The sequence below is a fragment of the Rhizobium altiplani genome (assembly GCF_001542405.1).
Lineage (GTDB): Bacteria > Pseudomonadota > Alphaproteobacteria > Rhizobiales > Rhizobiaceae > Rhizobium > Rhizobium altiplani.
The window spans coordinates 1-22105 of record NZ_LNCD01000021.1 but is presented as its reverse complement, the minus strand read 5'-3'; the positions used below and the strand labels follow the sequence as shown (position 1 = coordinate 22105).

19 protein-coding genes and 1 pseudogene are annotated in these 22105 nt (G+C 59.4%); 18 read left to right on the top strand and 2 right to left on the bottom strand.

The window, feature by feature from the left end:
- The first annotated feature begins 103 nt into the window (after positions 1–103).
- Together AS026_RS03975 and AS026_RS03970 are read left to right on the top strand one after the other, a co-directional pair.
- A complete protein-coding gene (locus AS026_RS03975) occupies positions 104–940 on the top strand; it encodes an alpha/beta fold hydrolase (protein WP_205634444.1) in 837 nt (278 codons plus the stop codon).
- Between the two features lie 812 nt (positions 941–1752).
- On the top strand, positions 1753–3267 hold the full coding sequence (locus tag AS026_RS03970; protein ID WP_062368650.1) for a peptide MFS transporter: 1515 nt from the start codon (positions 1753–1755) through the stop codon (positions 3265–3267).
- A 96-nt stretch (positions 3268–3363) separates the two neighbouring features.
- Here the strand turns inward: AS026_RS03970 and AS026_RS03965 are convergent, their stop codons facing one another.
- Positions 3364–3852: a YqhA family protein gene (locus AS026_RS03965; protein ID WP_245307307.1), complete on the bottom strand. Its 489-nt coding sequence runs from the start codon at positions 3850–3852 to the stop codon at positions 3364–3366.
- A 435-nt stretch (positions 3853–4287) separates the two neighbouring features.
- Between AS026_RS03965 and AS026_RS03960 the strand changes: the two genes are divergently transcribed.
- The 12 genes from AS026_RS03960 to AS026_RS03905 all read left to right on the top strand — a co-directional run bounded on the left by AS026_RS03960 (position 4288) and on the right by AS026_RS03905 (position 18590).
- On the top strand, positions 4288–4854 hold the full coding sequence (locus tag AS026_RS03960; RefSeq protein WP_245307306.1) for a Na+/H+ antiporter subunit E: 567 nt from the start codon (positions 4288–4290) through the stop codon (positions 4852–4854).
- Positions 4847–5107, top strand: a complete 261-nt coding sequence (locus AS026_RS03955; protein WP_018856270.1) for an MrpF/PhaF family protein — start codon at positions 4847–4849, stop codon at positions 5105–5107. Before AS026_RS03960 ends, AS026_RS03955 begins: the two co-directional genes overlap by 8 nt.
- A gap of 4 nt (positions 5108–5111) precedes the next feature.
- On the top strand, positions 5112–5369 hold the full coding sequence (locus tag AS026_RS03950; RefSeq protein ID WP_062368648.1) for a Na(+)/H(+) antiporter subunit B: 258 nt from the start codon (positions 5112–5114) through the stop codon (positions 5367–5369).
- A gap of 3 nt (positions 5370–5372) precedes the next feature.
- Positions 5373–5714 (top strand): monovalent cation/H(+) antiporter subunit G, encoded by a 342-nt coding sequence (gene mnhG, locus AS026_RS03945; RefSeq protein WP_062368647.1) that lies wholly within the window; start codon positions 5373–5375, stop codon positions 5712–5714.
- Positions 5711–6394, top strand: coding sequence for a hydrogen gas-evolving membrane-bound hydrogenase subunit E (gene mbhE / locus AS026_RS03940; RefSeq protein WP_062368646.1), 684 nt, complete (start codon positions 5711–5713; stop codon positions 6392–6394). Before mnhG ends, mbhE begins: the two co-directional genes overlap by 4 nt.
- A gap of 10 nt (positions 6395–6404) precedes the next feature.
- Complete coding sequence (locus tag AS026_RS03935) at positions 6405–6773, top strand: sodium:proton antiporter (protein ID WP_018856274.1); 369 nt, start codon at positions 6405–6407, stop codon at positions 6771–6773.
- Positions 6767–9853, top strand: coding sequence for a complex I subunit 5 family protein (locus tag AS026_RS03930; RefSeq protein ID WP_062368645.1), 3087 nt, complete (start codon positions 6767–6769; stop codon positions 9851–9853). Before AS026_RS03935 ends, AS026_RS03930 begins: the two co-directional genes overlap by 7 nt.
- 138 nt (positions 9854–9991) lie before the next feature.
- Positions 9992–11422 (top strand): basic amino acid/polyamine antiporter, encoded by a 1431-nt coding sequence (locus AS026_RS03925; RefSeq protein ID WP_062368644.1) that lies wholly within the window; start codon positions 9992–9994, stop codon positions 11420–11422.
- 189 nt (positions 11423–11611) lie between these two features.
- Positions 11612–13045: a basic amino acid/polyamine antiporter gene (locus AS026_RS03920; protein ID WP_062368643.1), complete on the top strand. Its 1434-nt coding sequence runs from the start codon at positions 11612–11614 to the stop codon at positions 13043–13045.
- Between the two features lie 19 nt (positions 13046–13064).
- Positions 13065–14309: an arginine deiminase gene (gene arcA / locus AS026_RS03915; protein ID WP_062368642.1), complete on the top strand. Its 1245-nt coding sequence runs from the start codon at positions 13065–13067 to the stop codon at positions 14307–14309.
- Between the two features lie 97 nt (positions 14310–14406).
- Positions 14407–15507, top strand: a complete 1101-nt coding sequence (locus tag AS026_RS03910; RefSeq protein ID WP_062368641.1) for an efflux RND transporter periplasmic adaptor subunit — start codon at positions 14407–14409, stop codon at positions 15505–15507.
- Complete coding sequence (locus AS026_RS03905; RefSeq protein ID WP_062368640.1) at positions 15504–18590, top strand: efflux RND transporter permease subunit; 3087 nt, start codon at positions 15504–15506, stop codon at positions 18588–18590. Before AS026_RS03910 ends, AS026_RS03905 begins: the two co-directional genes overlap by 4 nt.
- Positions 18591–18827: 237 nt before the next feature.
- Here AS026_RS03905 and AS026_RS42980 read toward each other — a convergent pair.
- A pseudogene (locus AS026_RS42980) lies at positions 18828–18896 on the bottom strand (hypothetical protein); the annotation flags it as partial.
- Between the two features lie 133 nt (positions 18897–19029).
- Here AS026_RS42980 and tnpA point away from each other — a divergent pair.
- The 4 genes from tnpA to AS026_RS03885 are packed head-to-tail and all read left to right on the top strand — an operon-like array spanning position 19030 to position 22036.
- Positions 19030–19500 (top strand): IS66-like element accessory protein TnpA, encoded by a 471-nt coding sequence (tnpA, locus tag AS026_RS03900; protein WP_062368489.1) that lies wholly within the window; start codon positions 19030–19032, stop codon positions 19498–19500.
- Positions 19497–19853, top strand: coding sequence for an IS66 family insertion sequence element accessory protein TnpB (gene tnpB / locus AS026_RS03895; protein ID WP_028749713.1), 357 nt, complete (start codon positions 19497–19499; stop codon positions 19851–19853). Before tnpA ends, tnpB begins: the two co-directional genes overlap by 4 nt.
- Positions 19854–19901: 48 nt before the next feature.
- A complete protein-coding gene (gene tnpC, locus AS026_RS03890) occupies positions 19902–21476 on the top strand; it encodes an IS66 family transposase (protein WP_028749712.1) in 1575 nt (524 codons plus the stop codon).
- Positions 21473–22036 carry a UPF0149 family protein gene (locus AS026_RS03885; protein ID WP_062368490.1) on the top strand — a complete coding sequence of 188 codons (564 nt, stop codon included), beginning with the start codon at positions 21473–21475 and terminating at the stop codon, positions 22034–22036. The genes tnpC and AS026_RS03885 overlap by 4 nt, the downstream gene beginning before the upstream one ends.
- The last annotated feature ends 69 nt before the right edge of the window (positions 22037–22105 follow it).

Genomic DNA, 22105 nt, shown 5'->3' with positions numbered 1-22105 from the left:
CATCACTGGAGCTGCCGCCGCTGCGTCCTTTGCAATTCCAACCTCTTTCAGCGTTGCAGCCAACGCTGCATCCACGAAGCACTCCACTGAAGGAAGCAAAAGCATGAGCACTGTAACCACCAAGGACGGCGTTGAGATCTTCTACAAGGACTGGGGTCCGAAGGACGCACAGCCGATCATGTTCCACCACGGCTGGCCGCTGTCGTCCGACGATTGGGACGCACAGATGTTGTACTTCCTCGCCAATGGATATCGCGTCGTCGCCCATGACCGCCGCGGTCACGGCCGTTCGGCCCAGGTCTCCGAAGGTCACGACATGGACCATTACGCCTCCGATGCGTTTGCCGTCGTCGAGCACCTGAACCTAAAGAATGTCGTGCATATCGGTCACTCGACGGGCGGCGGTGAAGTCGCTCGTTATGTCGCCAAGCATGGTCAAAAGGCCGGCAGGGTCGCCAAGGCGGTTCTCGTCTCCGCCGTTCCACCGCTCATGGTCAAGACGGCCTCGAACCCGGAGGGCCTGCCGATCGACGTTTTTGACGGCTTCCGTTCGGCACTTGCCGCCAACCGCGCGCAGTTCTTCCGCGATGTTCCGGCCGGCCCATTCTATGGCTTCAATCGCGATGGTGCGAAGATCCAGGAAGGCGTGATACAGAATTGGTGGCGTCAGGGCATGATGGGCGGCGCCAAGGCCCACTATGATGGCATCAAAGCGTTCTCCGAAACCGATCAAACGGAAGACCTGAAGGAAATCACCGTGCCGACGCTTGTCCTACACGGTGAGGACGATCAGATTGTGCCGATCGCGGATTCGGCACTCAAGTCGACCAAGCTTTTGAAAAACGGTTCGCTCAAAACCTATCCAGGCTTTTCGCACGGGATGCTGACGGTCAACGCCGATGTCCTGAACGCCGATCTCCAGGCCTTCATCAAGGCGTAAAGCCAGACGCGTTGGGTGCGGCGAGAAATCGCCGCACCCGTCTTAGTCAATCGGTAGATTGTCGGCAACTTAGCACAGGGCCTCAACTTCAAAAACGTCTAACGCCGCTATGTCAGTGTTCCCGCGGCTTAGCCACCCAACTCCGTTTTGAAAGGGCTCTAAGTGGTCAATAGCAGAGTGTGCGAAGCATCCCTGCGTAATTGGGCTTTGCCTTGCAGTCAGTCTTGCCTTTGACGCGGGTAGGGCCTGGGCTCCTATTTGCTGACTTCGTGCTGAGCGCGGCATTGCTGTTAACATCGATGGGCTCGGTATGAGGAGCGCACGCTACAAGCGAGGCTCCTGCAATGGTCACGCAGATGACTAGGAGCGATGAGCGTAACATGATTGTGTCTTCCACCAACTGTGTTTGCTCGGGCAAGATTTCCTACGGAGGATAGTGGTGCGCCAACCACGAGTATCAATCGCGTATCTAGCAAATTCGTTTCCAGAGGTGGCCGTACTCGCCTCAAGCAGCATTGATACGAAAAAACCTCCTCGCAGGAAGCACCCGGCCGGCTCTGTGGACCGCCCTTGCAATCCAGCCCCATCGCCTAAGCAAAGTTGCACACTCGAAGTCCGCCAGTGCGCGCCTTAAGTCCGGTTTAGTCACGCTTTGTCCTCATAGACCTAACCTGATATCACCTTTGCGATCGCCCAAGGCTGCAATCAATCTCACCCAATATGCTGCTGACGCCAAGGTTACGGTCAGTAGCGCGCGCTTTCCCCGGTGATTGGCGCTATACTAGCGCAGATGCATTAGTTGGGGGGAGCCGATGACGACGTCTGTCAAGTATCCACCAGGACTGGTTGCGCTTTTTCTCGTCGAGATGTGGGAACGCTTCAGCTACTACGGCATGCGGGCGATCCTCATCCTTTACCTCGTGGATCGGGTCGAGAATAGCGGCCTGGGTCTCACCACAGCCGACGCCGCAGCGATCTATGGCCTGTATACCGCGTCGGCCTATATCTTGGCGCTGCCAGGTGGTTGGATCGCCGACCGCTTCTGGGGTTGCAAGCGCGCGATCGTCGTTGGCGGTGTCGTTATCATGATCGGGCATGTCCTGCTTGCGGTTTCCGGCTCCGCTGCAATGGTGTTCTTCCTCGGCCTCCTCTGCATCGCGATTGGCACCGGGCTTCTCAAGCCAAACATCTCGACCATGGTCGGCCAACTCTACGACAAGAACGATATCGGCGGCCGCGACGCAGGGTTCTCATTCTTCTACATGGGCATCAACATCGGCGCGATCCTCGGAGGACTTATTGCCGGCTATCTCGGCGAGAACTGGGGCTGGCATTGGGGTTTCGGCGCGGCTGCCGCTGCCATGTTCTTCGGGTTGATCAACTTCCTGCGGGCGAGCCGCACCTCGCTTCGCGACAAGGGTGGTGCGCCTGCCGTGCACCATCACCCCGACGCGGCGACCGGCCGTCGTGACCACCTCTTCACCGGTGCCATCGGTGGCCTCGTCGTCGTCCTGGTCGCCGCAGCAGCGCTAACCGGTCAGATCAATCTGACCAGTGCGCAAGGGTTGGCACAGGCCATGGGCCTGATCATCGTGACAGTGGCTATTGGCTTTTTCCTCAACATATATTTGGCAGGGGACCTTAGTGGCTCGGAGAAGCGGCGCATGATCGTCCTTGCGCTCCTTTTCGTGGCTGCCGCGCTCTTCTGGTCCGGTTTTGAACAGGCCGGCTCCTCGCTCAACCTCTTCGCAAACGACCTCACACAGCGCCAGCTTGGCAGTTTCACCGTGCCTGCCTCATGGTTCCAGAACTTGAACTCGCTCTTCATCATCCTGCTGACCCCGGCTTTTGCGGCGTTCTGGATCTACGCCGAGAAACGCTGGACCATTCCCGTTTTCGTGAAGTTTGGATTGGCGCTCGTCGCGATGGGCCTGGGCTACCTGATCCTAGTGCCGGCGGCGCACACGGCGGCAACGGGCGTAAAGGTTACCGGGCTCTTCCTCGTCTGTACCTACCTGCTGCACACAGTGGGCGAACTGATGCTCAGTCCGGTCGGGCTTTCAACTTTCTCCCGCCTTGCGCCAGAGCGCTTCACCAGCCAGATCATGGGGTTCTGGTTTGTCGCCGCGTCGCTCGGCAATTTGATGGCGGGATTGCTGGCCGCAGGCATGGACACCGAACATGCCGCCGGCCTTCCGGACGCGTTCACCCGCATCTTCCTTGTCAGCGCCGGCTTCGGGATCGTCCTCGTCCTTCTTGCTCGTCCAGTCACCCGATGGGCGCTCGGCGGAAGCGAGCGGATAGAGGAAACGGCTCCGGCGCAATAGATGTCATTGGTGCTCTCCGGGCAATTTGCCGGGCCCGAAATGGTGCGCAGGCCCGGACCAGGAAGCGGCGAAAACGGGAGTATCTTCGTGACGCCATTACGGCGGGGAGCCTTTGTGCTTAGAAAGGTAGAAAGCAAGCGCAAAGATGATGAGGGCTGTCGCCACCCCCAGATAGATAATTCTCTGCGACCCATCCCACGCAACAGCCTCTCGAAGAAACAGGACCGCAAGCACGGCAATTACCACGCTGACCAAATTTGCTTTCAGGTCTTCGAGATCCTTCAGCATGAGCCATCGGGGGCGATCCAAATTCTCGTCAATGAAAAGCGTATAAAGGCCGATACTGATAATGTAGGCGGCTACCGCGATTAGGAAGACATCAATGCCCTCGACCACTCCGACCGCAAACATTTTGACTGCTTGCGTCGAGATAGCAATGTCCTCCACTGTATCGCGGATACTTAAAGCCATGACCGCAGTTTCGTAAATTATCAGCGATATGGCTCCAATCAACGTCACGACCACTGGCAGGATCATGATATAACGGCTTAATACCAATAGCCTTGCAAACATCTTGATCACCACTCGTCGATCATTGATTGCTTCAAGGAAGCTGTCGGGGAGGAAAGTGGCTGCTAACGTTAGGACTGGCAGCAATTCGGCAGAGAGCGCCTTGCCGCCAAGTTACTCCCCGGCTTCTAACTCTGATTAAACTTATGAAATGTTAGCGGAGCATTAAGATAATTTCGAGGATCGACTGTCTTCGAATTGTCTCCGACGCAATAGGGCCTTTGAACGATTTCTTAGAAAAGCTTTGAAAGCCTGAACGGCTCTGCTGCAAATTTCAAGCTTGATTTCGAGGACATTTGGTTGAGGCTCTGATCACCTTGCGGCTTCTCGGGTTTCGAGATTTTGAGCGAGCAATGCCACAACCTTCATGGACGATGTCAGGTTACGTTCGATCGGTGTCGGCCTTGGGGAGGGCGGCCCCTCTTGATTTCGAGGGGTAACCCTGCTTGATTGCTACTAGCAGTGGCGACGAAGGTCGATGCTATGCCGGCGGAGAGCGAAACTACCGAACGCGGCTTGCCAGAAACCCTCAAGGGTTTGATCGGCCTTTGGGTTTTGCTGTTCGCGCTCTGGCTGATCGTGAACGCCTCTCTCGCTCTGCCGGTCGTGATGACAGGCGCCGTCATCTCCCTTGCCATCGCAGCGATCTTTTCTCGTCGCTATGGACTATGGCAGCAGACCGCGCTGACACCGGGCGCCGCATACCATTTCCTTGCCTTTGCGTCGGTATTCTTCATTGAACTGGTGAAGGCGAACGTCAACATGCTGCGCTACGTTTATTCGCCGCGCATCGACATTCATCCCGGCATCGTGAGGATCCCGATGCGGCTGAAATCGCCAATCGGTCGCCTTGCCCTTACCAATGCGATCGCGCTGACCCCCGGATCGCTGGTCATGGACATCAGGGACGACTCCCTTTTCGTTCATTGGCTCGATGTGAAGACGACAGACCCGGAGCAAGCCGCCGCGATGATCGCCGGCCCCTTCGAAAAGCACCTGGGGGCGGCGTTTGGCTGATTTCATCGTTCGCATTGCCGCCGTCCTGATCTTCTTCAGCATCGTTTTCGGGGCGCTGCGTCTGATCATCGGCAAAACCCTCATGGACCGCGTCGTGGCAATCGACATGCTGACCGTGGTCTCGATCGCGCTGGTGACGCTTTATGCGCATCTTTCCGGCCGGTTCGTGTATATCGATGTGGCGCTCGTCTACGGGCTGCTCAGCTTCCTTGCCGTGCTTGCTATCGCTCGTTTCCTGGAAAAGGGGCCGTGACACGATGCTAGAGCTTCTCGTCATACTGGTGTGCGGCTGCATCCTGATCAGCGGGGTTCTTGCTGTGCGCCTTCCCAATCTCATGACGGCGATGGTGAGTTCGGGGCTCGCGAGCCTGCTTGCGGCCGTCTCCTACGTGCTGCTTGCCGCGCCCGATGTCGCCATGGCGGAAGCAGCAATCGGTTCCGGGCTCGCGACGCTGATCTTTCTCTATGCCATTCGCAGAACCGGCGGCGGAGACGCCGGTAGAGAGAAGGAGTGAGACGTGCAGGAGCTGGTCGGCAGCATCGTCATCCTTGTCGGCGCGTTTTTTCTCTTTTCCGCCGGCCTCGGGCTTTTGCGCATGCCCGATGTCTTTACCCGCATCCAGGCGGGGACCAAGGCCTCGACGCTCGGCAACATCCTTGTCGTCGCCGGGCTCGGCATCTACCATCCCGATTGGTCGCTCAAGCTCTTGATTGTCGCCGTTTTCGTTCTGATAACCAACCCCCTGTCGTCGCACGCGCTGTCGCGCGCGGCCCATGCGGTGCGCACGCCGATGGCGGAGACGACGGTCGTAGACGCGCTTCGCGATGCAGATGAGGCGGCCAAGGAGGGCGAGGCATGACAAAACGCGTCTTCAGCCTTCTTGCCATCCTCGTCTTCGCGTTCATCTTCGCCGGCGTCGCAGGCGGATATAGCGAACGCCAGACGCTCTCGCCGCTTGCCCGGCACTATCTCACCGCGGTGCCACAGGATCTCGGCGGAGCGAACGTCGTCACCGGCATCCTGATCACCTTTCGCGGCTTCGATACACTTGGCGAAGTGGCCGTCCTTTTCATGGTGGCTGCGAGCGTCGGCATCCTGCTTGGCGGATCGCCGGCGCAAGACCGCACGAACGAAGCCCCGCGACCAAGCGAGCTCGTGGAAAACGGCGCGAAGATCATCCTGCCGCTGATCTTCCTGTTCGGCGCCTATGTGATCATGAACGGTCACCTTTCGGCCGGCGGCGGCTTCCAGGGAGGGGCTGTGGTGGCGTCGGGCGTGATGCTGCTAGTGCTCGCCCGCCCCGATACGGGCCTCCATCAAGGCTTTCTAAGCGTAACGGAATCGCTGGCCGGCGTCATTTACGTCGTGCTCGGAATTTGCGGACTCTGGTTCGCAGGCGGGTTTCTCGACAGCCACATCCTGCCCAAGGGAGAGTTTGGCTCACTCGCCAGCGCCGGGGCGATCCCGGTGATTTCGGCGCTGTTGGGCATCAAGGTGGGGGCGGAGCTCAGCGTCGTCATCGATCGCTTCAGAAGCTGAAGGAGGAAACATGGGGCTGCCGGTGTCGCACATTCTCATGGTCACGGGCTTCGCGCTCGTCCTCATCGGCTTCTGGGGGATGCTTAGCCATCGCAACATACTGCGCATCATCATCGGCTTTTCGTTGATCAATACCGGCCTGCATCTGGTGATGGTCGCGACAGGCTATGTAACCGGGGGAACGGCCCCGATCATCGACAAGGCGCTTTCAATCTCCGAGGCAACGGTGCGTTCGGTTGATCCCATCCCCGCCGCGCTGGTGGTCACGGCGATCGTCATCGGCTTTTCCGTGACCGCCGTGATGCTTGCCTTTGCGATCCGTATCCATGATGCCAGGAAAACTCTTTCCATCGACGCGCTGACGGAATCGAAATGGTAGGCGGCGTGCTGCAACCGCTGACGATTTTCCTGCTCGGCCTTGGCGGTGGCTTTCTCATCCCGCTTGTCTATCGCATTGCCAAGCCGCTCCCGGCCATCGTCTTCTTCACCGCCCTTGCCGGCATGACGCTGGTCTCGGTAGTCCAGTTGTGGTGGCTGCTCCATGGCGGGTCGACAAACGAGATCTATACCGCCGGAGCGATTCCACCCTTTTCCATTAATCTGCGCTTCGGGCTTTGGGAGGGGTTTTTCGCCGTTAGCGTCAATCTCGCCGCAATGCTCGGCGTCTGGCAGCTATGGGGCCGGCTGCGTAACTCCTATGCGGCACTGCTGCTCTATCTCATACTGGTCATGGGCATCAACGGCATGGTCATGACCCGCGATCTCTTCAACCAGTTCGTCTTTTTGGAGATCATGTCGATCGCCACCTACGGCCTGCTGGGGACGGCGGGCAGCCCTGCGGCACTTTCGGCAAGCTTCAAGTATATCATGGCGACGGTGCTCGCCTCGTCATGCTTCCTGTTGGGCGCGGTGCTGCTCTACCACGTCACCGGAACCCTCAACATCGACGACATGATCGAACACGGTGCGCTGATATCTGGCCCGATCGGCACGACGGCGCTTCTCTTTGTCCTATCGGCGCTGATCCTCGAACTGAAACCCTTTCCCGCCAATGGCTGGGGTCTCGACGTTTACGAAACCGCGCCCGCCGGGATTGCAGCCCTCATCTCCGGTGGTGTGTCGGCGGGCGTCTTCTTTGCGCTGTTCAAGCTTTTGCCGCTGTTTGCGAGCCATTACGACCTCATTGCCTGGGCGGGTGGCCTGACCTTTCTCTTCTCCAATCTCGCCGGTCTGCCGCAGGCGAAGGTGCAGCGCCTGCTCGGCTATTCGTCGATTGCCCAGATGGGCCTTTTGATGCTGTCGCTTGCCTTGCTGCGAGAACTCGACGCCGACGCAGCGATGCCGCTTGTGGTCGGCGGACTGTTCTTCAACCATCTTTTCGCGAAGGCCGGCCTGTTCTGGCTGGCTGGTGCGGTTGGGCTCCCACGCACTGCGGCATGGCCTGCCATCGCCAACCGACCGCTGACGCTCCTCGTCTTTGCCATGTTGCTCCTTGCAATCTCCGGTCTGCCACCTTTCCCCGGCTTCTGGGCAAAGTGGGAGCTCGTGGTGCGGCTTGCCGCGGGCGAGCGCTACGGTTGGGTGATCCTCATTCTGGCTGGGTCGCTTCTCGAAGCTGCCTATATGTTTCGCTGGTTCAAGCAGTCGACACGGGCGTCGGCCGAGATTGCCGAAGCCTGGCCCAATATCGCTGCACTCGCGCCGTCGCTTGTCTGCGTGATGTTACTGACTGCGGGAGGCTGGATCGCATCACGACTTGCCGGGGTTGCCTCGCTCCAGCTTTTCCTGCCGCTCCTGGCGGGTCTCGTCGTCTTCTGCGTGGACTTTCTTCCCGGCCGGATCAAATGCGTGCTGATGCTCGCGCTCGTGTTCTTTCTCGGCATGGCACAAGTCTCCGGGATGGCCGGGCTCAATCAGCTGTTCGCCGCCCTTCTGCTTGGGGGCGGGCTCGTCGTTGCCATGGCGGGGCTTTATCGCACCGATCAGCGTCCCAGCTACTATCCATTCATGACGGTCCTGCTGCTTGCGATCGTCGGACTGCTTTGGGCGCCCACCAGTCTCGAGTTCTTCTTCAACTGGGAACTGGTCACCCTGTCGACCTATTTCCTCATCATGCAAGGGCGAAGTGCGCACCCGCATGCTCTGCCCTTCCTGATGTTTTCCCTGATTTCGGCCTTCTGCATTCTTTCCGGTTTCGGGCTTGCGGCTGCAGCGAGCGGCACCATCTCCCTGGACGCGCTCGTTTCATCCAGCATGGCGTCGATGGCATTCACCCTCTTAGGGATTGGCTTTCTCATTAAGGCCGGCGCGATCGGCCTGCATGTCTGGCTTCCCGGCGCCTATGCGGAAGCCGATGATGACATGTCGGCGATGCTGTCGGCCGTGGTCAGCAAGGTCGCGATCGTCGGCCTGTTTCTTGTCACCTATCTGGCGATAAGGGCAAATACGGGGTTGGAGCTTGCACATGTGATGGCCTGGATCGGCCTTCTGACCACGCTTGGCGGTGCAGCGATGGCGCTCAAGCAGGATGACGTAAAGCTCATGCTCGCTTATTCGAGCATGAGCCAGATCGGCTATATCATGACGGCAATCGCGATGATGAGCCATCTTGGCTGGGTGACGGCGATGTATCTCATCGCCAACCATCTGATGGTCAAGGGCATTCTTTTTCTCGTGGCAGCTGCCGTCATTTTGCGAACCGGCACGCGCCGCTTCGACGAAATCAGCGGACTTAAGACGGCAATGCCGCTCACGTTCGTGCTTGCCGTCGTCGCGCTGCTGTCGATGTCGGGACTGCCGCCACTCGTCGGCTTCGGCGCCAAATGGCTGCTCCTCAGTGCCATGATCGATCGTGGGTGGTACGGGCTGGCCGCGCTTGGCGTGGCTGCGACCTTGCTCGGTCTGCTTTACATGTTCCGCTTCGCCTACGCGATCTTCCTGAGCCCACCGAAAGGAGACCGGCTATATCTGCGTGAAGCCCCGATCAGCCTGCTTGTGCCACAGGCGGTACTTGCGGCCGCCATTCTGGCACTCTCATTTTTCCCGAAATTCGTGATGGGTCCGATTTCGGCAGCAATCGACCCGCAATTTTCCTCAAGGCTCGTCTGGCAGGGAATGTCGCTCGAAGAGGTTTATGCGCACTGGAATCCGCTGCCAGCGATGACGGTCGCACTTATGCTGTCGGCTGCGATCCTTCTCGTCGCCTGGCTTATTTACCGGGGCAATCTCGGCCGCTTTTCGAGAACGGGCATCGACGCCTTCTATCGCTTTTATAAACCGGCGCTGGCAGCGGTCACCGAACCCTTGGCCAGGGCCGTCTGGAACGGAACCAGCGCTGCGGTCATTGGAGCGGCGCAGTGGGTTCGCCAGGCCTATACCGGCAATGGCCAGACCTACGCACTGCAGATACTCTGTTACATCATCGTCCTTTACCTTTTCGGGACCTATGCACGTGGTTGATTATCGGTATTCAATACAGGCGCGGCCCGTGCGTGATCCTGCAAACGGGACTGGAGGCGCAGTTTCTCAATTTCTTGCTGAGCACTTTGCGTCAAATGACGCGCTAAACGTCACCCATCCAACAACTCGGTTTGTGTCATGACCTCTCCCTCTGAAGGAAAGTTTTCGATTTGGACCCTGATGGCGATGTGTGTGGGCTCGATGGTCGGCGCGGGGATATTTTCCTTGCCACAGGCCTTCGGCCGCGCAACCGGACCGTTCGGTGCCATCATCGCCTGGACGATCGCCGGCGTCGGCATGCTGATGCTCGCCTTCGTCTTCCAATCACTATCGCGGCGCCGGCCCGATCTCGACGCAGGCATTTATGCCTATGCCAAGGCCGGCTTCGGCAACTATCTCGGTTTCCTCTCGGCTCTTGGCTACTGGTCGGCGGCGCTCCTGGGCAATGTTTCATATTTTGTGCTCATCAAATCGACACTTGGGCTGTTTTTCCCGATCTTCGGCGATGGCAACACGATACTCGCGGTCGCAACGTCTTCGATCCTCCTCTGGTGCATGCATTTCGTTATCCTGCGCGGCATTCGCGAAGCCGCGGTAATCAACACGATCGTTACGTTTGCGAAGATTGTTCCGATCTTGCTCTTCATCGTCTTCGTGATTGCGGGTTTCAGATACGACCTGTTCGCCGCCAATTTCTGGGGCGGCGGTGACCCGACCTTCGCCGATATTGCCAGCCAGGTGCGCGCGACCATGCTGGTCACGGTCTTCGTCTTTGTCGGTATCGAGGGCGCGAGTGTTTACTCGCGTTACGCACGCAATCGTGCCGATGTCGGTATCGCGACGCTGACCGGCTTTCTCGGCGTGCTTTCGCTGATGGTTCTGATTACGCTCCTGTCCTACGGGATAATGCCGCGCACAGATCTCGCAACGCTCAGGAATCCTTCGATGGCTGGCGTGCTGGAAGCGGTGGTCGGGCCGTGGGGTCGGCTGTTCGTCAGTGCCGCTCTGATAATCTCGGTCGCCGGCGCCTACCTTTCTTGGGTGCTGCTCGCCGCCGAAATTCTCTATTCGGCGTCGAAGTACGACACGATGCCGCGCTTTCTTTCCAAAGAGAACGAAAGCGGTGTTCCTTCGAATGCGCTCTGGCTCACCAATATTGTGGTCCAGGTTTTCCTGGTCCTCACTCTCTTTGCGCAATACGCCTTCACCCTGGCGCTTGAGCTGACGAGCTCGATGATCCTGATCCCATACCTCTTGGTTGCGGCTTACGGCTTCAAGCTCGCCTGGACTGGCGAGACATACGAGCGGGATTCGTCCGGTCATCGTGGCGACTTCGTGCGGGCCGGTATCGCGCTTCTCTATACCGCCGGGCTGATCTATGCCGCGGGGGCCAAGCACCTTCTCTTGTCGGCCGCGATCTATGGACCCGGAACCATCCTTTACCTCATGGCGAGACGCGAACAGAGTAAGCGCACCTTTACTCCCGCAGAGACCGCCATATTTATGGTTGCGGCGGTCGGCGCAGTTGTCGCGATACTGGGCATCGCGACGGGACGTATTAGCATTTAGTCGATCGCGCAACGCGACGAATGGTTGTTCAAATACAGCCAGTGGTCGTAAAAAATTGCAGGCATCGCATATTCGTGGTATTTCATACGGATCACAGTCGCAGGGAAACGAAATTATCGTTCCGAAGCAAATAATTACACGACGTGCATAAGCTTTAAAAAGCAACATCAGTTGGCATGAGAGGGCGACATGGCATCTCAATCCACGCAGAAATTTTCGCGTTTGGCACTCACTGGCATGGTTGTCGGATCCATGGTCGGGGCCGGCATTTTCAACTTGCCCGGTCGCTTCGGCGCCGCCACAGGACCTTTCGGAGCCATCATCGCCTGGGCAATCGCGGGTACCGGCATGTACATGCTGGCGCGTGTGTTTCAGGCTCTTGCCGAGAAACGGCCGGACATCGACGCGGGCGTGTTCGCCTATGCCAAGGCTGGTTTCGGTAACTACATGGGCTTCCTTTCGGCCTTCGGTTACTGGCTTGGAAGTTGCCTCGGCAACGTCTTCTACTGGGTGCTCATCGGCTCGACCCTGGGGCGCTTTTTCCCGGGCATCTTCGGCGACGGAAGCAGCGCGATTGCGATCATCGTGTCGCTGGTGGGCGTCTGGGCCTTCCATTTCATGATCCTGAAGGGGGTGGAGCAGGCAGCGTTCATCAACACCGTCGTCACCGTCGCCAAGATCGTGCCGATCCTCGTCTTCATCCTGCTGCTGATCTTCTTTTTCAACTATACGCAGTTCTCCGAGAACTTCTTTGGCGGTGCGGACATGCCGGCAAAGTCGCTCGTCGCGCAGGTCCGCGATACCATGTTGATCACCGTGTTCGTGTTCATCGGTATCGAAGGCGCAAGCGTCTATTCACGCTTTGCCGAAAAACGCTCCGATGTCGGCGCCGCTACCATACTGGGCTTTGTCGGCGTCACCGGTCTGATGGTGGCGGTGACCATGCTTCCGTATGCGGTGATGCCGCAATCGGCGATTGCCGCCGTCCAGCAGCCTTCAATGGCCGCGGTTCTGGAAGCCGTTGTCGGCCACTGGGGCGCCGTATTCATCTCGATCGGCGTTCTGGTGTCGGTGTTGGGCGCCTATCTCGCCTGGTCGCTGATCTGCGCCGAAGTGCTCTTCGCCGCGGCCAAGTCCGACGACATGCCGAGGCTCTTTGCCGCCCAGAATGCCAATCGCGTACCAGCCAACGCGTTGTGGCTCACAAATATCGTCGTGTCGCTGTTCATCATCTCCACCTACTGGTCGCGCGACGCCTTCAATTTCATGCTCGACATGACGAGCGTCACCTCGCTACTGCCCTACCTCCTCGTCGCCGGCTATGGCGTTTTGCTTGCCCGCAGCGGCGTGGGCTATGAAACGACGCCCAATGAGCGCGGTCGTGACCAGATCTTCGCCTGGATCGCCATCATCTACACGATCTTCATGTTCATTGCCGCCGGTCTCAAATATGTGCTTCTCGTCGCCGTCCTCCTGGTGCCCGGCACCATTCTTTATGTCTGGGCGCGGCGTGAGCAGAAATTGCAGCTGTTTACCTCCACCGAGCTCATCATCTTCGCCGTCACATTGATTGCTGGCGTGATCGGGGCCTACGGCCTGTTGACGGGCATGATCACACCTTGAACAGAAAGGCAGGAACGTCATGACAACAGACATCCCTTTCGGCGTGCATTCGGAAGTGGGCCAGCTTCGCAAGGTGATGGTCTGCGCGCCCGGCCGGGCTCACCAGCGCCTGACACCGAGCAATTGCGACGATCTTCTCTTTGACGACGTGCTTTGGGTCGACAATGCCAAACGCGACCATTTCGACTTCATGACGAAGATGCGCGATCGCGGCGTCGAAGTCGTTGAGATGCACAATCTGCTCGCCGAAACAGTGGCCATCCCGGAAGCGAAGAAGTGGATCCTCGACCATCAGGTCGCTCCAAACCAGATCGGGCTCGGATTGCTCGACGAGGTTCGCTCCTATCTGGAGGGGCTTTCCAACCGCGAGCTCGCGGAAACGCTGATCGGCGGCCTGTCGACCTTTGAGTTTCCGGAATCGATCGGTGGTGAGCAGCTCGCGCTGATACGCGACGCGGCGGGTGTCAACGAATACCTGCTGCCGCCTCTGCCAAACACGCTCTACACCCGCGACACCACCTGCTGGATCTACGGCGGGGTAACGCTCAACGCTCTTTACTGGCCGGCCCGCCACGAGGAGACCATTCTCACCACCTCGATCTACAAGTTCCATCCGGACTTCGCCGGAAAGGTCAACGTCTGGTGGGGCGATCCGACCAAGGATTGGGGGCTTGCCACGCTCGAGGGTGGCGACGTCATGCCGATCGGCAAGGGCAACGTGCTAATCGGCATGAGCGAGCGGACCTCACGCCAGGCAATCAGCCAGGTTGCCCAGGCGCTGTTCGAAAAAGGTGCAGCCGAACGCGTTATTGTCGCGGCCATGCCAAAGCTGCGCGCCGCCATGCATCTCGACACGGTCTTCACGTTCGCCGACCGTGATTGCGTGCTGATCTATCCCGACATCGTCGACAAGATCGATGCCTTCTCCTACCGCCCGGACGGCAAAGGCGGTGTCGAGTTGCACAAGGACAAGGGCAGCTTCGTCGAGACGGTTCGCGACGCGCTTGGCTTGAAGAAGATGCGTGTCGTTCAGACCGGCGGCAATGACTACATGCGCGAGCGCACCCAGTGGGATAGCGGCGCCAACCTTGTCTGCGCTTCCCCGGGCGTCGTCTATGCCTATGACCGCAATACCTACACGAACACGCTGCTTCGCAAGGAAGGTATCGAAGTCATCACCATTACCGGTGCTGAACTTGGACGCGGGCGCGGCGGCGGGCATTGCATGACCTGCCCGATCATCCGCGACGCGGTCGATTACTGACCTTTCTTACGCGTGCTCCGGTCGCCCGGGTTGCCGATCGCTGACACGGTGTAAGCCGCGCCAACTTGTGGGTGTGTTCGAGAAGTGAGAGGCCGCCATGCCGTTGCGTTCCTTGATGTCGAGACACAAAGCGATTTTCGTGTATGCGGGGCTCGCCGCCCTTGTCCTTTCCGGCTGCCAGAGAAGCGAGGAAAAGGACGAGCTGCCGACGCGGCCAGTCAAGACGCAGGCCGTCTCGTTCAATCCCGAGGATACGTTCGGCTCCCTCGTCGGCGAAATCCAGCCACGGGTCGAGACCAGCTTCGGCTTCCGCCAGGGCGGGGAAATCCGGGAGCGCGACATCGAGGTCGGTGATCGCGTGGAGGTCGGAATGGTGATCGCCCGGCTCGATTCCGAAGATGCCCAGGATGCGCTGCGCAAGGCGGAAGCCAATCTGTTTTCGGCGCAGTCGACCTTCCAGAATGCCGAGATCGAGCGCAATCGACAGCAGCAGCTCTTTCCGAGGACGTCGACCCGTCAACAGTTAGACGCGGCCATTGCCCAAGCCAATGTCGCCCAGGCCGGGGTCGATGCCGCTGAGGCGGCGTTGCGGATTGCCCAGACCAACCTCGACAACCGCACGCTGAAAGCCAATGGCGCCGGCGTCGTCACCGGTATCGGCGGCGAAGTGGGCCAGGTAGTCGGCGGGGGTCAGATGGTCGTCCGCGTGGCGCAGGTCGGTCCGCGGGATGCGGTGTTCCAGGTGCCGGAGGCGACGATCCAGACCGCCAACAGCAATGCCCAGGTCGACGTTCGGCTGCTAAGCAATCCAAATGTGAAGGCGAGTGGGTCCGTCAGGGAAATATCGCCGACCGCCAATCCGGTTACGCGCAACTTTACCGTCCGTGTCGGCCTCGACAACGCGCCTGAAGAGTTCCGTTTCGGCAGTTCGGTGCGTGGTACGATCCAGATCGCAGGCGCGCCCGTCGCGCGGCTGCCGATGACGGCGCTCTTCAACCAGAACAACCAGCCAGCCGTCTGGGTCGTTGATCCGGCGAGCAACACCACCAAGCTCGTGCCGGTAGAGGTCCATCGATTCGATACGCAGGATTTCCTCGTGAGCAAGGGGCTGTCGAGCGGCGATCAGGTCGTCGTCGCCGGCGTCCAGCAGCTGCGTCCCGGCATGGCGGTTCGCCTGCTTGAAGGAAGCGTCCAATGAACGGGGGATTCAATCTCTCCGAATGGGCCATTCAGCGCAAAAGCCTGATCGTCTTCCTCGCATTTCTGAGCGCCGTCGGCGGCATCCTCGCCTATTTCAATCTCGGCCGCGACGAAGACCCGGAATTCACCTTCAAGACGATGATCGTGTCTGCCGCGTGGCCGGGTGGCACAATCGAGCAGACGACGGACCAGATTACGGACCGGCTGGAGCGGACACTCGAGGAGGTGCCGCATCTCGATCACCTGAGGAGCCTGACCAGCGCCGGCCAGTCAGTGATCTACGTGGTGCTGGACGACGCAACGCCGCCCGACCAGGTCGGTGAATCCTGGTATCAGGCCCGAACCAGGGTCGGGGATATCGTCTCGACGCTTCCGGCTGGCGTCCGCGGGCCGTTCTTCAATGACGATTTCGGCGATACCTTTGGTATCATCTACGGCTTCACTGCCGATGGCTTCAGTGACCGCGAGGTGCGTGACTGGGTCTACGAGGCGCGCAACCGCCTGCTCAAGCTCGACGATATCGGCAAGGTTCAGCTTATTGGCACGCAGGACGAGACGATCTTCATCGAGTTCTCGACCAATCGGCTCGCCAGCCTCGGCCTCAGCATGCCGAGCGTGATCTCGACGATTCAGGCGCAGAACGCCGTTCTTCCGACCGGCCAGCTGACGACCGAGCGCGATCGTACGGTCTTGGAGGTCTCCGGCAGTCTCGCCAGCGAAAAGGATCTGCGTGAGCTCAATATTCCGACCGCCTCCGGCTTCGTTCGCCTCGGCGACATCGCCGATATCGTGCGCGGCACCGTCGATCCGCCGCAACCGCGCTTTCGCGTCGACGGCAAGCCGGCGATCGGGCTTGCCGTCTCGATGGCCTCCGGCGGCGACATTCTGCAGCTTGGCCGAAACATCGATACCGTCATGAGCCGTTTCGAGCACGACCTGCCGATCGGCATCGACCTGACGCGTGTCGCGAGCCAGCCGACGGTCGTGCAAACCGCCATTCGCGGCTTCACGACTTCGCTAGCGCAGGCTGTCATCATCGTCCTCGGCGTCAGCTTTCTTGCACTTGGCGTGCGAGCGGGCCTTGCCGTCGCAGTCTCGATCCCGCTGGTGATGGCGCTGACCTTCCTCTTCATGGACATCACCGGCATTGCATTGCAGCGTGTCTCGCTCGGTGCGCTGATCATCGCGCTGACGCTGATGATCGACGACACGATGGTGACGGTCGAGATCACCATGGCGAAGCTCGAGGAAGGAATGGACCGCGTGAAGGCGGCAGCGTACGCCTATACATCCACCGCCTTTCCGATGCTTGCGGGAACACTTGTCACCATTGCAGGCTTCATTCCGGTTGGCTTTGCCCAGAGCTCCTCGGGCGAATACGCGCGCTCGCTGTTCTTCGTGATCGGCTTTTCCCTGATCGTGTCCTGGCTGGTGGCGGTGCTTCTGACACCGATCGTTGGCCTCGCCGTCCTGAAGCCGAGCGAAAAAGCCGGCGAAAAGACCGAGAGCAAGCTTATGCGTGGTTTCAAGAGGCTGCTCGGCGCCTGCGTCCGCATGCGCGTTCTCGTCATTCTGGCGACCGTCGCCCTGTTTGCCGCGTCGCTTTTCGGCTCACAGTATATGCGCCGGCAATTTTTCCCATCGTCAGATCGTCCGGAACTACTTCTGTCGCTCGTCCTGCCACAAGATGCCTCGCAAGAGGCTACTGCCGCCCAGGTGAAGCGAGTGGAGGAAATCCTCGCCGCCGACGAAGGGGTCGCCAACTGGAGCTTCTACGTCGGCTCCGACCCGATCCGGTTTTATCTCTCGATGGACCTCAATCCACCCGCCCCCTTCCGCGCGCAGGCAGTCGTCATCAGCAAGAGCGTTTCTGAGCGGGATGCCCTGCAGCAGAGGCTTCAAAAACTCCTCGACGAACAGTTTCCAGATATCATCGCCCGTGTCTCTCCCTTGGAAATGGGCCCACCAGTCGGCTGGCCCGTTCAATATCGCGTCAGCGGCCCTGATATCGTCGGAGTGCGCGATCTCGCCTGGAAGGTTGCTGACGTTCTCCATACCGTCCCGGGCGCCGTTCAACCGCACCTCGACTGGAACGAACCTATCCGGAAGGTCGTCATCAACGTCGACCAGGACCGCGCCAGGCTGGTCGGGTTGAACTCGTCCGTTATCGCGCAGACGCTGTTTGCGACCTCCTCGGGCCTGCCGATCACGCAGGTGCGTGATTCCATCTATCTGGTCAACGTTGTCGCACGCGCGACGGAGGATCAACGCGTCGACATCAATACGCTGCGTTCGCTGCAGATACCGGTCGGTCCCAATCACACCGTGCCGCTTTCAAGCATCGCGACGGTGGAATACCAGACAACGCAACCGTTGATCTGGCGGCATGACCGCTCGACGACGATCACGGTGCAGGCCGACGCGGAAAAAGGCGTGCTGGCGACTGACATCGTCGACGCCGCCACGCCGCAGATCGCCGCACTCATTCGCGACAATCCCAATTATCTCATCGAGGTCGGTGGCTCCGTTGAGGGTGCGGAAGATGGGCTCGCAGCAGTCGTAGCCATGCTGCCGGTCATGGCCGTCATCATCCTCATCGTCCTGATGTTTCAGCTGCAGAGCGTGCAGCGCCTCATCCTGGTCGTCAGCGTCGTGCCGCTCGGGCTGATCGGCGTGGTGCTGATCATGCTCATCACCCGCGTGCCTGTCGGTTTCATCGCCGTCCTCGGGATGATCGCGCTCATCGGCATGATCACCCGAAATTCAGTGGTGCTCATCGACCAGATCGATAGACGGATGGAGGAGGAGGGCAGGAGTTGGCAGGGCGTCATCGACGTCACCGCGCAGCGTCTGCGGCCGGTTTTCCTGACCGCCGGCTCGACGATCCTCGGCATGCTGCCGATCATCCGCGACCCGTTCTGGTCGCCGCTTGCTTTTACGGTGGTGGGCGGTCTGGTCGTTGCCGCGGCGCTGACGTTGATCTTCCTGCCGGCGCTTTATGTCCTGTGGTTCCGGATTCCACCTGAATTGGAACGACGACCCGCTCCGATTGCGGAGGCCGTGGCGCAGCCCGCATCCTAGGACAGATTGGTGGATCGTAACTGTTTGCCGGGCCATAGAATTGCCGGGGCATGTCGCATATTGCATTTCGTGTTGTAATGCCGCGCCAGACCAGCCTTCGGAATCCGACGCCACAGTCCGGACCTCCTCGTCGGAAAGGCGTCCACGAAGGTAGAACCGGAAGATATCCGCGCGTGGTTTCTCGTCTGGAAGCCCGATTTCGAAATGGCGCTCGAGACGGCGAGAGCGCAGTAATGCGGGGTCGATCAAGTGCGGATAGTTCGTCGCGCCGATGACGATGACGCCGTCCCGCGCCCTAGCAGACACCACCCTCTCAGCAAGCTGACCGCCAAGTTACGTCGGCGGTATCACGTGGACGGTGAGCGCGACGAACAGCCCACCTTTTCTTTTGTGAATGAGGCCTCGAGATAAGCTCTATCATTGATAGGAGTGGACCGGGATGGTTGGAGATCGCGCTGATGCCATGCTTGAAGTCATGGATGAAGGCATGCATGAAGCCAGGCATGAGGGAAAGTATCGGCGGATCGAGGTGATCACCGGTCGGCGGCAGCGGCGGAATTGGACTGACGAGGAGAAGGCGCGGATTCTCGCGGAGAGCGCAGAACCTGAAGTGAACATTTCGGCTGTTGCGAGGCGCTGGGGCGTCAATCGCGGCTTGCTGAATGTGTGGCGACGGGAAGCCGGACTAACCTCTCAACGGTCGGCAAAGACTAGTTTGCCGCCTGCCGTGTTCGTGCCGGTGACAGTGGTTGGGGATGGCGCACGACACGAAGGCTCGCCATCGAATGCCCCAGAGGTTCTCGCTGGCCGAATTGAGATCGAGATTGCGGGCGCACGCATGACGGTCATCGGCTCGGTAGCGCCTGAACTGGCGCAGGCGATGGTAGCGGCGTTGCGAGGGCGCCGGTGATCGGAGTTTCGCCAAATGGCGTGAAGATCATGGTTGCGACGCAACCCGTCGACTTCCGGCGCGGCATGAATGGCCTGGTAGCTTTGGTGGCGTCAGCCCTTGCGGCCGATCCCTATTGTGGCGACGTGTTCGTGTTCCGCGCCAAGCGTCTTGATCGGCTTCGCTGCATTTATTGGGACGGATCAGGCATGATCCTAGCGACGAAGTGGTTGGAGGCGGGCAAGTTCGTTTGGCCTCCGATCCGCGATGGCGCTATGCAGATGAGTGCCCAGGAGTTCTCGCTTTTGCTGGCCGGCATTGACTGGACGCGCGTCAAACGAAACGCGGTGAGGAGGCCCTCAAAAGCAGGCTGATCCTATTGGTTTTGCTTGAAGATTCAGACCCGTGTGGTAGGGTCTGTCATGCCGCTTCGACCCGATCCCTTGCCCCAGGATGCTGCGCAATTGACCCGGATCATTCTCTCGCTCGACGAAGAGAATGCCGATCTCAAGGCGCGCGTTGCCTTCCTTGAGCGCCAGCTCTTCGGGACGAAATCGGAGAAGATGACGACGATCGATCCAACGCAGGCAATGCTCGATCTTGGCGATCTAGGCGACATTCCCGTTGCTGCCAATGACGATGTCGCGCCGGTCGATGAAGACAAAACGCAGGCACGGCGATCGCCAGCCCGCAATATCGGCCGTTTGCCGAAACACCTTCCGCGTTATGACGAGCTCATCGAGCCAGCGAGCAAGACTTGCCCCTGCTGTTCGTTCGAACTTCATTGCATCGGCACTGATGTCAGCGAGGCGCTCGACATCGTGCCTGCAGTAGTCCGGGTGAAACGGACGATCCGGCCACGCTATGCATGCCGGGCTTGCGAGAGTGGCATCGTGCAAGCACCCGCACCAGCACGCATCATGGACGGCGGCATGGTGACCACGGCGTTTGCAGCCCATGTCGCCGTTTCGAAGTTTGCCTGGCATTTGCCGCTGCATCGCCAGGCGCAGATGCTGGCCTCCTGCGGCGTCATCATTGATCGCGGTACGCTCGGGGCATGGGTCACGCGGGTCGCCTGGTGGCTCGAACTTCTCTACGATGCACTCACCGCCTTCATCCGCTCGCAGCCGAGGGTGTTCTGTGACGAGACGCCACTTCCGCGCCTCGATCCGGGGCGCAAACGAACCAAGGTCTGCCAGTTATGGGCACAAGCGGTTGACGATCGGCCATGGAACGGTCCGGCGCCGCCGGCGGTGGCCTACATTTTTGCCGAAAGCCGCAGCGCTCGCGAGATCGAGGGGCAACTGTCGTCGTTCGCCGGCGTGCTTCAGGTTGATGGATATCAAGCCTATAAAACCATGGTCAAACGACGCGGCAAGAGCAACGTTGCCCCCATGCGGCTGGCCTTCTGCCTCGCTCATGCACGGCGAAAGTTCGTTGACGTCGTCAAACTGACCGGCTCTTCGGAGGCCTTGTCGATCCTTGCCAGGATTGCCGAAATCTATCGCATCGAAGCAAAACTACGAGGGGAAGATGAAGATACCCGGCTTAGCGGCAGGCGTCGTGAGGCAGCTCCCATCATGAGAGAACTGAAGGTCCATCTCACCGAACTGAGCGACGAGGTGTCGTCGAAATCGGCACTTGGCAAGGCAGTCACTTACATGCTCAACCACTGGAGCGGATTGACAGCCTTTCTAGAGGATGGCCGGATCGAGGTGGACTCCAATGTCGTCGAGCGTTCCATGAAATCCGTGGCTTTGACGAGAAAGAACTCATTATTCGTGGGCAACGAGCGGGGTGGAAAGACCTTCGCTGTCCTGGCATCGCTCGTGAACACGGCAAAGCTTAACGGCGTGGACCCCGACGTCTGGCTTGCCGATGTGCTGGAGCGCATCATCTCCGGCAAAGTGAAAGCCAACGAGATGGAGAGCCTTTTGCCTTGGGCCTGGAAGGCGGAACGCGAAGCGATGACACAGCAGGAGCGACAAGCGGCATGACACAGAACAGCCAGGAGATGACGCCGCGACCGAAGCTCGATGACGACGCATTCGAAGCCTTTATCAGGAGACGTCGTCCGCCATCGCCTATCTGGTCAATGAGCAGACTCGATGGTTATCTTACGGCCCTCATCATCGGCCCCAGGTTCATCGACCCACGGCAATGGATCCCGGAACTGACCGGCCCGGATGCCCTAAACCTGCCGATGGAAACAACCGAACATCGGGCCGTGCAGACGATCGTTGCAGAGTATAATCGGATATCTGCAAGCCTTTCCGAGAGACCGAAAGACCACCGGCCAAGGTTCACCCAGATCGATGATCAGACCCTTGATCCATTTGATTGGGACATCTGCTTTCTCATTGGAACACGACACGCGCCAAGGCTTTGGCAGCCTGTCCTTCGAGGTCATGCCGTCACTGGGGATATCATTGCGCCGATCCGCAAGCTCGGCGAGGTAAAACGGAAAGCGACCCACCAGGATGCTGCTGCCGTCGCCGAAGCACTCGTCAATATCCGAACCTATTTTATGCCGAAGCGGGCAAAGCAGAAGTTCTGACCGAGAGCCAGAAAGCCAGAAACCTATTTAGTCAAATCACGAAAGCCGTGGGCCATTCGTTGCGCTCAC